Source organism: Echinimonas agarilytica (assembly GCF_023703465.1).
Classification (GTDB): Bacteria; Pseudomonadota; Gammaproteobacteria; order Enterobacterales; family Neiellaceae; genus Echinimonas; species Echinimonas agarilytica.
The window spans coordinates 706,651-719,910 of record NZ_JAMQGP010000001.1 but is presented as its reverse complement, the minus strand read 5'-3'; the positions used below and the strand labels follow the sequence as shown (position 1 = coordinate 719,910).

The window sequence follows — 13,260 nt, the reverse complement described above, 5'->3', positions numbered from 1 at the left end:
TATGGGGCCTGTGACCCAGCAAGTTCGCCGACATGCCAATATTGGCCGAAATTCACCATGTCCATGTGGCAGCGGCAAGAAATACAAGCGTTGCTGCGGGCCTCTGCAAAATTCGCCGCATGAGCACTAAATTACAGCTGCGACTTTTGTTTCAGAGCATTATGTCATTAGAATAAGCGCCTTTAGCCTTGCAGCCGCTCATTTCGGCCGCAACCACTTGTCTCAAGAGCGATTGAATGACTTATATTGTGAAACACTGGCGTGGCGAACTGTCGCTTGCCACTTCTTTCTGGATCAACACAGTTGGGCTAAACGTGATCTTTCGTGCGGTAGAAGCTTTGTTGAGCGAAACTTCTCTCGTCGACGATTCAGTACTCACAGCCCAAATCATATTGGTCTCAACCTTCGTGCATACAGTTGTGGTGTATCCATGGCAAATGATCGGTTTATGGCACAGCGCTCACAATCATATTAAAAACACGCAAAATGCCACATGGCCCAATGTGGTGAAAGTTCTTGTTGTCATCAGCATTATCGGCACAATCGGCAACCTCATGACGAACCATGAGCATCACAAAAACTTGTGGCGCATAGCCGTTTCGAATTCAGCTAAGCCGCTTGATTAACCAAGCCACATCGTTTCAACCTAAGGCCAATTGCGCCACCACGTATTTTTTAAAAGCTTAAGGACAAGGCAACCCCTAAGGTTCTCGCTTTAAACTAAACCTAAACAGTTCTTTAGATTTTCATCACTGAAGAACTTTAATTCGTTTAAACAAACGTTTACCAACCTATTTACTCGCTCTAAATTCTATTTTTTTTTGAGTGGATTGATTCCAATAGGGTGCTGGCTTAACGTTCAAGGACAATTAACGTGGAAACCACTCTATGTTCAATAGAATCATCATCAGCAAAATCTTCAGCGTCACGCTGGCGGTAAACTGTCTTGCCACCTATGCAGCCATTCAAGAGCAAACGACCCAGACGATAGATGTTTTTGAATACCAAAATCCAATCAGCAACGGTATTCGCCCCATGGGCATTCGCGACAGTCAGATATTCAAAGATGGGAATACTTGGTACATGACAGGCACTGATGTGCCTTTTTGGCAGACTGAGAAAAACAAGGCTGATGTTCTGTTTGAAGGAGTTCCTCTGTATAAATCTGAAAACCTTTTGGATTGGGAATTTCTCGACCACATCATTAAACGCCCTTCTAAAGACAAATGGTTTTACCGCCCATTTTGGGCCGCAGAAATTCACAAAATCAACGGTAAATATTACGCAGTATTTAGCTCTGCGAATCGAGACAAAAACATTGGACTCAGCGTTGGCTACGCAGTTGCAAATTCAGTTGAAGGCCCCTACACCATGGTGACCAACGACAAGCCTCTGACCAACGGTAACGACTTAAGTTTCTTCGTCGATGACGATAGCAAAGTATGGGCATTCTGGAATAGAGGGCAAGCATTTGGAATTGGCTTTGCTCAGGTTGACTTAGACACTGCAACCTTTCTAACTGAGCCAAAATCGGCGATTCGCCCCGGCGACATTAGCTATGTTCATGACGAAAATGGCACGGTAGTGATGGAAACTATTGGCAAGGAATCGGTCGTTGGTAGTGGTCGAGAGAAAAAGAAAGTTGATAAATTTCACCATTGGGATTCAGAAGGTATTGAAGGCGCTTACGTTATTAAGCGCAATGACATTTACTACCTATTCTATTCCAGTTGGACTCGCGGATATGAAATAGGCTATGCAACTTCCCGCAAGATTACAGGTCCTTGGACCAAAGCCGATCACAATCCTATTTATGGTAGCCAAAACAAAAGTGTATTGAAGAAAAAGGGAATGGAATTCACAGGTGATCCAGACAATCCGTTCCAAGCGGTTGGGCACAATGAAGTCTTTATCGGACCTGATGGTCGTCACTGGCTGTCGGCACATGGAATTATTAAAGGACAGTCACCTTTTTTAGTGATTGACCCAATTAACTTTGATACGAACGGCAAAATAACCGTTGACGGGCCTACCTATACCAAGCAAACCATTCCTTTGAACGAGTAGTTCATTTGGCTTGAAGTTCACCGAATAAAGAAAAGCCCACACAACGAGGGCATTTCTTCGTGCTCTGAAAGCCAATAGGCATTCCTGCGCATTAAGCGGCTGAATGAATATTTTTGATAGCGGCTTTTTCTGATTGATCCTGCTTCGCTTGTTTCCGTCGTTGTAGCCGCCCACTCACTTTGCTGCCCAGCATTAACAAACACGGCGTTAACACCAACGTGAGAACCGTGGCAAAGGCCAGTCCACCAGCGACTGCTGTCGCTAGTTGAGACCACCACTGGGTAGAGGGGCCACCAAATTGCATGGTGCGCGCCATTAAGTCGATATTAACCTCAAGCACCATCGGCAATAAGCCTAATATCGTTGTGACTGTGGTTAACAGCACGGGTCTTAGGCGTTGTGCGCCTGTCCGTAAAATAGCTTCCGCTGCTGGCATCCCTTTCCGACGCAACACATTGAAGGTATCAATAAGCACAATATTGTTATTAACGACAATACCAGCCAACGCAATCACGCCAATACCTGACATAACAATGCCAAACGGCTTTTGAAAGATTAGCAGTCCTAGCAACACGCCCACGGTGGAAAACACCACGGCACTTAAAATTAAGAATGCTTGATAAAAACTATTAAATTGTGTGACCAAGATAATTGCCATGACAAACAGCGCCACCATAAAGGCATTGCCGAGGAAAGCTTGAGATTCATCTTCTTCTTCGTTTTGACCTTTCACTTCAATGGTCACGCGCGGATCGATGCCTAATTCAGGAAACTTCGCTTCCATTTCGGGCAGCACCAAATTCAGTAAAGCTCCGGGGACTAAGTCGGCACTGACCGTCACGACCCTTTTGCTGTCAACACGACGAATCGAATCCAATTTTTTCTCAGCAGAACGCTCTACAAAATTCGTAATAGGCACTTGCCCTGCGTACGTTTTCACGCGCAAATCATCAAGCCGTCCCAAGTGGCGCTTATCTTCTGGGAAACGCACACGAATATCGAGTTCGTCGTCTACATCGTCTGGACGATACTCTCCGAGCTTTAAGCCATTGGTGACCATTTGGACGGTAGCCCCTAACGAGGTTACATCGGCCCCAAAACGAGCTGCATCAGAGCGGTCCACATTCAGCTGCCATTCAATGCCGGGCTTTGAACCATCATCATCAATGTTGGTGAATTGGCCGTTTTCTGCCAGCGCTAAGCGGACTTTACGAACTGCATCGTTCACCAATTCAGGAAAACGAGAGCTCAATTGCAGCCGCAGATCTTTGCCGCCACCGGGGCCGTTTTCATCTTTGCGAATCTCAATTTCAACACCGGCAAAACGCTCTGTACGCTGACGAACCTCTTCAATAATATCATCGGCTGAACGACGCTGATCCCAGTCGATCAAATTCAGTCGAAAATAGCCGACTTCACCGTTGTTCCCCGTGAGTGAGTACAAGGTTTTAAGCTCCTCCATGTTCACTAACTCGGCTTCGATATCACGCATGAGCGCATCTTTTTCGTAGATCGATAGATCACCATGTGAACGGATATTCATATTCGCACCGGCGGGTTCTACATCGGGAAAGAACTCCATCCCAAGTTCAGAGGCACCGTATGCCGACACCACCGCAATGGCGAACACAATTGCACCGAGCAGAACAAGAAAAGGCCGTTTAATAGCGCTGTTCAAGGTGCGTAAATAAGTACCCGTAAAGCCTTTAATGACCGATATATCACCTTGTTCAGCCAACATTAACTGCTGCTTAGCCGAGGCGCTCACAGGTTTAGCTTTGCCAAAAATAGCACCTAATGCGGGTACGAAAATGAGCGCCATAAACAAACTGGCCGATAAGGTTGCGATCAAGGTAATAGGCAAATATTTCATGAACTCGCCCATAACCCCCGGCCAGAAAATCAATGGGGCAAAGGCTGCCAGTGTAGTAGCTGTTGATGCGGTGATGGGCCAAGCCATTCGTTTGGCGGCCTGCAAATAAGCCTCTTGTTTTGGCATGCCTTCGGACAAACACCGGTCGGCATATTCGGTCACCACAATGGCGCCATCCACCAGCATTCCCACCGCCATTATCAGTGCGAATAGCACCACAATATTAATGGTGAATCCCATCATCGCCAACACCAGAATCCCGGTTAGGAATGAGCCGGGAATCGCCACCCCCACTAATCCAGCGCTGCGCAGCCCCAATACTGCGACGATCACAATAACCACCAGAATAATGGCCGACAGCACATTATTTTGTAGATCATTGAGCATATCGCGGACATCTTTGGATTGGTCTCCGGTGTATTCAACCATTACATTTACCGGCCAATTTTTTTGTTGCTCGGCGACCAGAGCCTTGGTTTTATTCACCGTTTCAATGATGTTTTCGCCCGGCCGTTTCACCACTTCAACCGACACAGTCGGCTCGCCATTTAATCGCGCAAATGTGCTTGGATCTTTGTACGAACGACGAATAGTTGCCACATCGGCGAAAGTAATCACTTTGTCGCCATCAACCTTGATCGGCATTTCCATTACGTCACGCACGGTTTCGAAAATAGAAGGTACTTTCACAGCAAAACTACCTTTGCCGGTATCCATGGTACCTGCGGCGACGAGTCGATTATTGCGTGACACCAGAGTTGCAATATCACCTTGGTCGAGGTTGTAACTTTCCATCAGAAGTGGATCAACAATGATCTCGACAATATCTTCTCGATCACCACCAATCTTGGCCTCCAATACCTCTGACATACCTTCAAGGCGATCTTTTAAATCACGCGCAACCTTAATCAGCGCGCGCTCCGGTACTGGCCCTGCGAGCATCACCGTCACCGCGGGATTTTCTTCGGCCATTTTGACTTCATGTACCGACGGCTCTTCAGTTTCATTCGGCAACTTAGCCTTCGCCAAAGTCACTTTGTCACGTACATCTGCCAGTGCTTCTTTCGGATCGGTACCGGCTAAAAATTCAAGTGTCACAGAGGCTGAGCCTTCACTGGCTCGGGCCGTCATTTCCTTCACCCCTTCAATGGCGCGCAGTTCATTCTCCATAGGGCGAACCAACATACGTTCAGCATCTTCTGGACTAATGCCATCGTGTACCATCGACACATATATATAAGGGATCAGAACATCTGGATTTGCTTCTTTAGGAATGGATACATAAGTGCTTATTCCTGAAACAATCAGCAAAACTAAGACCATCATCACGGTTCGAGTTCGGCTTAAAGCACCTTCAATTATTGCCAACATAGCCGCTTACCTCGCATCGTTTGCAAATACGGCGGTCACTTCGTCGCCCGGCCTTACAAATCCCTGCCCCAGGGTAATGACATCCACTTGCCCGCCAAAGCCTGTAAGCCAAACACCATCATTGTCGGCTTTTATCAGTTCGATGGGCGTGAATTGAACCGTTTTATCGATCACTGATTTAATGCCGAGGTTTCCATCTTCATCTAAGGCCAGCAATGCTGGCGTGACTTTAATAGCGTCCACAGTGGCTAATGGCAACTCGAGTTCGGCACTCATGCCTGCGTATAAGTCGGCGTCGGGGTTTTCAAGCGCTAACTCAAGTCGAAAGGTATTGGTTGCACTGTCGGCAACTTTGGACAAATAACGCACTTTACCTTGTCGTGAATTACCGTCCACAAACAAAGCGGTTCCCTCCAAACCAACTCTGAGCTGAGTGATATCGTGCTGCCCTGCGTCGGCACGAACGATCAGCGGGTTGATGTCGTACATCATGGCGATCGGATCAGCGACTCCCAAATAGTCACCAATTTCAACCAAACGCTCATTCAAAATGCCATCAAATGGCGCGGTAATAACAGTGTGGTCGATATCTAATTGCAGCTCGGCCACATTCGAGCGCGCTTGTTCTAATTGAGCTTCTGATTCGGCCAGCCGAGCCTTACCGGAAAAGCCTTGGCTGCTCAGTCGTTTGGCACCTTGATACTCAATTTCACGTTGTTTGTTTTCAGCCAATGCTTGCTGGAGCTTTTGTTGCCGATCATTCATGGCTAAGCGCACGAGCGGTTGACCCTCTTTGACCCAAGCGCCGCGTTCCGCCATAAGTTCAACCACGCGCCCTGCGGTTTCAGCTCTAAGTGTCGCTTTGCGATTCGGCTCAGTGCGCCCATACAATAAAATGGAGCGAGTCACGGCTTGGGCCGTCATTGATTGCACTTGTACCTTCGGCACTGCAACCGAGCTTTCTTCGGCCTTTGCCACTTCATCTTGTTTTGCTACGCCACTGGCCATCCAGCCAATCAACAAAACGGTCAGAACTAGAGCAACAATCCACGGATGTGCATTTAAAGTGTGAGTAAGGCGAATGTTTCGAGACATGATTTCTATCCTTGAATTGACGCAACGGGCACCAATGGTTTCTACGTACAATAATAGTAAGTGACTTCAAGGTAAAAAAGCGTGTGAAAATGTTACGAGGTATTTGGAAGAGATGGTAAATCAGCAGATTGAGAAACAACAAAGCCAGTACAAAATGCACTGGCTCAACACACTAGGCCGGATCATTTAACAATGCGTTAAACCGAAAAAGACGCACCGCAACCACAAGTCGTAGTCGCATTTGGGTTATTGACAAAGAATCGAGAGCCTTCAAGACCCTCAGTGTAATCAACAATACCGCCGATTAAATATTGCAGGCTCATTGGATCAATCACCAAAGTGACACTTTCTTTTTCAATCGTCGTATCGCCTTCATTCACAGCTTCATCAAAGGTAAAGCCATATTGAAAACCAGAACACCCACCTCCGGTTACGTAAACACGTAACTTCAAGTTTGGGTTCTCTTCTTCTTCGATCAGAGTTTTAACTTTTTGGGCCGCAGTATCAGAAAACTGAATCGGTAACGCGGCGGTATCTGGTTGCGACATACAAACCTCACAGAGTGACAACCGGTGAATTATCTAATACCTGAGTAATTCATTCAAGTATTGGATGATTTATTATCGCCACTTAAAAACCGGCTCTCAACGTAGAGTTCCAATTGTAGCTTTGCGAGACTCGCTCGGTTTTTCGATTTTTCACCTCAAGCACTGCCAATACCTCAAGCCGCTCTGCTTCAAAATCCTCAGGTATTTGCAGCAAGCCTTCAATGGTTTGCAAATACCGAAAGTTGAATTGCAATGCCGAATTATCAGTGACCGTCATAAGCTCCCAGTTATTGAGTTCCGCCGGTATGCCTGAGCGAAACCCTTGTAACGAAAAGCTAATTTGCCCTTCGGCCATGCGACCAAACCGATCGGGTTGAATCAAAGTGACTCGAAAACGATACACGCCGCTGCCATAGGTATCCGATAATCGTAATGAATCGATAATAAGACTGTCACCAAAAGAGCGGTCGCTAAACACCTTTCGGTACAGTTTTAAGTCTTCTTTTAATTCTTGATTTTCAGCAGTTAAGCGAGCCACTTCTGTTTGCGTCCACGACAACTCAGCGTTGGCCATATTTAAGGCCACATCCTTGCTGCCCGATACTTCACGCCATTCTTCGAGCTGCATTCGGGCCAATTGCATTTGTTGTTCGGCGAAATGTCGATAAGCTTCGTGATGTCCATAGAATAAACGCCCAGCGAAAAATCCGAGCATCACACACCCTAAAATGGCAACACAAAATGCCGTTCGCGGCGAGTACCACAACGGAAATTTGAAGAATGCGTGTAACAACTGATGTAACTGCTTAAAAATCCACATAGAATATAGCTAGAATCAATGGAAGACTCGTGACCTTTAATTTTTGGATCAACATGAACAATTTGCTGTATCGCCTTAGGCGTCGACTCGCAATTCCCAGAGCTTCATGGCAAATGGCCGTGTTGGGACTGCTTGGCGGACTTGCAGCTTCGGTGCTGATCGTATCATTTTTATTGTTCATCCAGTTCCTCAAAGATCTTTTTTCTCAATTAATCGTCGAATTTCCTTTCCTTACGCACAATACACCCTTGCTCGGTGCGGTGATTATCCTATTAATTGCCACTTCTTTGGGGCTTAAATACTATCGCCTTGGCATTCCATTTGTCATTTATCGCATTCGCAGCCACAACGGCTCTATGCCTCTTAAGAATACCATTAACCAATTTATTGGCGCCGGCATTTCCGTAGCTAGCGGCTTTGTGGTTGGACGAGAAGGTCCAGCGGTTCATTTAGGGGCAGCTGGCAGTGGCTGGGTTGGCCATTGGTTCAGGCTACCGAACAATGCCATTCGAGTTCTCTCCGCAAGCGGTATCGCAGCTGGCATTGCTGCCACATTTAATACACCACTCGCAGCGGTTATTTTTGTCATGGAAGTGGTGCTAAAAGAATACAAAATGCATATGGCAGTGCCCGTACTGCTGGCTGCAACCTGTGGCGCTATTGTACATGGCTTCGCCTTTGGCGATGGACACGACATCAGCTCAGCAATGTTCGGTCAAGAAGCGCAATTTATGCTGAATTCACTCCCAGCCATTAGTTGGAAGCTTGCAGGTAGCTTGCTCAGCCTAGGTATCACACTTGGCTTACTCTCTGTGATCTTTGGTTTCGCGCTGAACCGGGTGACGACCTTGAGCTATCACATTAGTTTGCGATGGCGCCTGTTGTTAGCTGGAAGTATCACATGTTTATTAACATGGTGGATGCCGGATCTTGGCATAACTGAGATGGAAGCAATCACGATGCAACTTGATGGCAAGCTCGCGGCCTCAACAATCGCAGCATTGTTTTTTGCTAAAATGGTCGCTACCACAGTCGCTTTAGGGTTAGGTATCCCGGGAGGGATTATCGGCCCTTTATACACCTTGGGCGCACTTGCAGCGGGATGCTTTTTAGCGGTAATGAGCAATTACTTCCAATGGGATCCTGCCTTGACTCCTTTATTTTTGATCATTGGTATGGGCAGTATGATGGCGGCTTCTTTGCACGCACCAATGGCCTCGATGATTGCCATTATGGAAGTCACAAACTCGCCTAGTGTGATGGTGCCAGCCATGTTGGTGATGATTCCAGCTCAACTGGTCGTCAGCCAAGTATTCAATATGCCATCGATGTTCGTACAACAAATGAAAATGCAAGGTATGAGCTACGCGCAATCTCCGGTTGTCATGAACTTACAAAAGACCGGGGCTCTGGCGATGATGGAAACCAACTACCAGTGGCTTGATGAAGTAAAGGACTTGCATCAATCAAAAGGGCACTTACTGGCGCGAGAAGAAGGAGAGGAACACGATCGACTATTTTTTATCGACCCCTCAAATGGCGAACGCTGGCGTATGGAAGGGATCGATCAACAATCATCTCTAGCTGTCGCTTATCAACGTTTGCGCCGTGCTCGAAAAGGTGCGGTCTATGTTTATGGTGATTCTAGAGAGCAGTTATTGGGTATTATCAGCTGGCAATTACTGGCACAGTACCTTCATGAAGAAGTCAGCTAACTCGAATTATTAAATTGAAGTGGTCGTGAAGCGAAAGACGGCCTTACATCAATCATCAGCAGTCGTCGGATTCGCATAAGGCCGTAAGACCAAATACGCCATTTATATCTTGTTTTTCATCCTCAACACAGGCGAAATTAAGTTTGCTATAGTGTTGCGCGACAATTTTGTAGCTTTGAAATGCTCAGGAGACAATTCATTATGAGCCGTTCTGAATCTTTATACTCACAGGCCTGCCAATCTATTCCGGGTGGCGTTAATTCACCGGTTCGCGCTTTCAATGGCGTTGGCGGCACTCCTGTTTTCATCGAAAAAGCAGATGGACCATATTTATATGACGTCGATGGAAAACGTTACATCGATTACGTGGGAAGCTGGGGGCCGATGATCATGGGGCACAATCACCCAACGATTCGTGACGCAGTCATTTCGGCAGCCGCCAACGGACTGAGTTACGGTGCTCCAACGGCAATTGAAGTGACCATGGCTGAAGCCATTCGCAATATCATGCCAAACATGGAAAAAGTGCGCATGGTCAACTCAGGTACTGAAGCGACAATGAGCGCAATTCGACTTGCCCGTGGCTTCACCGGTCGCAATAAACTATTGAAGTTTGAAGGCTGTTATCACGGCCATTCGGACAGTTTATTGGTGAAAGCTGGATCTGGCATGCTCACAATGGGCGAACCTACATCACCCGGCGTTCCAGCAGATTTAGCCAAGCACACAATAACCGTCAGCTATAACAATATTGACGAAGTCAAAGCCGTATTTGATGAAGTAGGAAAAGATATTGCGGCCATTATCGTTGAACCTGTTGCAGGAAACATGAACTGTATTCCTCCAGTTGAAGGCTTCCTGGAAGGCCTTCGCCAGATCTGCGATGAGCATGGTTCAGTGTTAATTTTTGATGAAGTTATGACCGGCTTTCGCGTTCACCTAGGTGGCGCTCAAGCACACTACAATGTCGCTCCGGACTTAACCACATTAGGTAAAATTATTGGCGGTGGCATGCCGGTCGGCGCATTTGGCGGCAAAACAGAAATTATGGATTTTATTGCACCCACTGGCCCTGTATATCAAGCTGGCACACTGTCGGGCAACCCTGTTGCTATGGCCGCAGGACTGGCGACATTAGACTTAATTAAAGATCCGAAAGTCCACGCGCAAATTACTCGTAGCACCAAGTATTTAACGCAGGGCTTTGCACAAGCTGCTGCTGAAGCTGGAATTCCACTGGCAACAGTGAATATTGGCGGTATGTTTGGATACTTTTTCACCGATGCAGCGCAAGTGACGAGCTTTGAGCAAGCAACACATTGCAACGTTGAACGTTTCAAAGAGTTTTTCCACTTGATGCTTGAAGAAGGCGTATACCTTGCACCTTCAGCTTATGAGGCAGGTTTTGTTTCATATGCTCACAACCAAGATGTACTCGATGCTACGATAGCAGCAGCCAAATCTGCCATGAAAAAGCTCACACAGTAGGTCAATATTCCACTTTCGAATGATTGATATTTTGCAACATAAAAGCCTAAGCCTTGGGAGATATTCCTAGGGCTTTTTTTATGATTGCCAAGCACTTCTCATAGCCACCATTTAAACGTCAAATTCATAGTGAGGTTGTTGAATTTGTTATAACATTATCTAGAGACTGTACGATGTACACACCCACTCTATTACTGGTGTTCAAAAAGTAACGCATCACTATGATTACGAAAATGACTTCCAACTTAGCTCAAAGCAATGTATTGCTATCATTAAGAGAAGCGTTTATTTCCATTTTGCCGTTCATGATCTTGTTGGCAATGGTTGGATTAATTGAGCAGTTTGCAATTAGTTTTGAGTGGTTTGATATAGGCCAATCAGCCCTATCAATCGTACAAATAGCTAACAATATTCTAGCGCTGCTATTCCCACTTACCATTGTCATTTCGGTGAGTTACTACCTATCCAAAAATTTAGGTTTAAACACGATTTTAGCCACCGTGCTGGCCGTATGTTCCTACATTTTCAATATTAGCTACATGGGCGCGTCAGGGAATCAACTGGCAGTTAATCCGCAAGGGCTGTCTGCATTTTCAATTATCATTCCACTCACCTCAACCTACTTATTTGCGTTCATAGCCCGCATGAAATGGCTGAGTTTTATGAAAGGCGACGATGTAAGTCGATTTTTGACTCGACACATCAATTTGATTCCTTCGTTTGTCATTGTGTTTTTGCTATTGGCCCTTCTGTTACCTTTGCTATTTCAAGGGGTAACTCTGCTGACAGTATCGCTGCACAATAGCGTCAGCGACTTTCCCATGTTTGAACGCCTTATTCTGAGAACAATCACCAGCCATGTTGTCTGGTTATTAGGTGTGCACGGCGACCACATTGCCAACATTGTGGATGGCACCGATATGCTTGAGCAATTTGTAATCGGCGACCTTACAGCTCAAATGTTCTTGAACACCTTTGTGCATCTAGGCGGGGCGGGGGCTACATGGGGTTTGATTTTTGCGTGCTTAATTCACCGCGGTTATTTTCATGAAAAAAATATCGCCAAAATTTCCGCTCCGTTGGCACTCTTTAATATTAATGAGCCACTCATTTACGCCATTCCACTGGTACTCAACGTGTATTTTATCGTGCCGTTTATTATGGCGCCCCTATTCAACCTAACCGCCAGTTATTTTCTTCTTCATACCGGTGTTGTTTCATACTCTGGAAACGAGATCACTTGGATTACCCCTGTATTCTTTAATGGCTGGTTGCTGACAGAAGATATAACAACCATCCTCTACCAAGCCTTTTTGATTGCAGTAAATACTGCGATTTATTTTCCCTTTTTGGCGATGTCGATTAAGCACAACTCCACCGACCAAATTGCCGATCGTTTAAGTCAAACTTTGTCAGTGGCATCCAACCTGGAAAACAATACCGAGTCTTCATTCGTCAACTCACAACGAGAAAACATTTCCTCGCAAGCCGAGCTGAATAAAGTCCTCGACGATATAGAACACGGTTCGCTGAAATTGTTTTATCAACCCAAATTCCAACTTTCTACCGGTTCAGTGTCGGGGTTCGAAGCGCTGATCCGATTGGAGCGAAATAACGGAGATATTGTGGGCCCCTACTTTTTAGAAAAGTTGAGAGCTAATAAGCTCACACATATCATTGACTATTGGGTCGTTGAAAAGCTACATAACGACCTAACGGTTTGGGCTAAAGCAGGCTATCACCCAAAGGTAAGTCTAAATATGGATCCCAATGACTTAACCGAAGCCACTGCTCAGTTCCTCATCGAGAAATTTTCCGAGTTTCCTCATCAAGTAGAAATCGAACTGCTTGAATCGGGTTATGTCGAAAGTTTTAGTCGAATAGAAGCCATTATTAAACGCCTACATCAGCATCGTATTTCAACCGCTATGGATGATTTTGGAACAGGCTATTCTAATATTGCAATGCTGGCCAAAAGCAACGTCGGCACAATCAAATTTGACCAGTCTATGCTGGCAGATATGAGCAATGAAAAATCCAGAACGCTATACCGACAGCTCTCTGTATTATGTAAAGAACTTGGCTTTCATGTCATTGCTGAAGGCGTTGAAGTTCAACAACAAATGGACTTCTTAAAGACGACCGGTGTAGATGAGGTTCAAGGCTGGATTTACGCTAAGGCATTACCATTCGAACAAGCCCACGAGTATGTCACAAGCAGCAAAGCACCGATGAACGTGAAGGGATAATGGTGTTGATACGATGCAATTCGCTAGGTGAGAG

9 protein-coding genes and 1 pseudogene are annotated in these 13,260 nt (G+C 45.9%); 6 read left to right on the top strand and 4 right to left on the bottom strand.

What is annotated here, in order from left to right; genetic code table 11:
- Nucleotides 1-16 precede the first annotated feature (16 nt).
- From NAF29_RS18465 to NAF29_RS03050, 3 genes and pseudogenes are all read left to right on the top strand, one after another.
- Nucleotides 17-130 (top strand): annotated as a pseudogene (locus NAF29_RS18465) (SEC-C metal-binding domain-containing protein); the annotation flags it as partial.
- 106 nt (nt 131-236) lie between these two features.
- A complete protein-coding gene (locus tag NAF29_RS03055; protein ID WP_251260010.1) occupies nt 237-626 on the top strand; it encodes a hypothetical protein in 390 nt (129 codons plus the stop codon).
- A gap of 262 nt (nt 627-888) precedes the next feature.
- A complete protein-coding gene (locus NAF29_RS03050; RefSeq protein ID WP_251260009.1) occupies nt 889-2,067 on the top strand; it encodes a glycoside hydrolase family 43 protein in 1,179 nt (392 codons plus the stop codon).
- Between the two features lie 91 nt (nt 2,068-2,158).
- Here the strand turns inward: NAF29_RS03050 and NAF29_RS03045 are convergent, their stop codons facing one another.
- From NAF29_RS03045 to NAF29_RS03030, 4 genes are all read right to left on the bottom strand, one after another.
- The gene (locus NAF29_RS03045) at nt 2,159-5,311 is read right to left on the bottom strand and encodes an efflux RND transporter permease subunit (protein WP_251260008.1); all 3,153 of its coding nucleotides are present in this window, start codon (nt 5,309-5,311) and stop codon (nt 2,159-2,161) included.
- 6 nt (nt 5,312-5,317) lie between these two features.
- Entirely contained in the window at nt 5,318-6,406 is a 1,089-nt protein-coding gene (locus NAF29_RS03040; protein WP_251260007.1) for an efflux RND transporter periplasmic adaptor subunit, read from the bottom strand.
- Nucleotides 6,407-6,603: 197 nt separating this feature from the next.
- Nucleotides 6,604-6,954 carry an iron-sulfur cluster insertion protein ErpA gene (gene erpA, locus NAF29_RS03035; protein ID WP_251260006.1) on the bottom strand — a complete coding sequence of 117 codons (351 nt, stop codon included), beginning with the start codon at nt 6,952-6,954 and terminating at the stop codon, nt 6,604-6,606.
- A gap of 82 nt (nt 6,955-7,036) precedes the next feature.
- Complete coding sequence (locus tag NAF29_RS03030) at nt 7,037-7,669, bottom strand: DUF6776 family protein (RefSeq protein ID WP_251260005.1); 633 nt, start codon at nt 7,667-7,669, stop codon at nt 7,037-7,039.
- Nucleotides 7,670-7,803: 134 nt separating this feature from the next.
- On the opposite strand from NAF29_RS03030, the gene NAF29_RS03025 reads away from it, so the two are divergent.
- From NAF29_RS03025 to NAF29_RS03015, 3 genes are all read left to right on the top strand, one after another.
- Nucleotides 7,804-9,489 carry a chloride channel protein gene (locus NAF29_RS03025; RefSeq protein WP_251260004.1) on the top strand — a complete coding sequence of 562 codons (1,686 nt, stop codon included), beginning with the start codon at nt 7,804-7,806 and terminating at the stop codon, nt 9,487-9,489.
- 201 nt (nt 9,490-9,690) lie between these two features.
- The gene (hemL, locus tag NAF29_RS03020) at nt 9,691-10,977 is read left to right on the top strand and encodes a glutamate-1-semialdehyde 2,1-aminomutase (protein WP_251260003.1); all 1,287 of its coding nucleotides are present in this window, start codon (nt 9,691-9,693) and stop codon (nt 10,975-10,977) included.
- Between the two features lie 233 nt (nt 10,978-11,210).
- Nucleotides 11,211-13,226, top strand: coding sequence for an EAL domain-containing protein (locus NAF29_RS03015; RefSeq protein WP_251260002.1), 2,016 nt, complete (start codon nt 11,211-11,213; stop codon nt 13,224-13,226).
- Nucleotides 13,227-13,260: the final 34 nt, after the last annotated feature.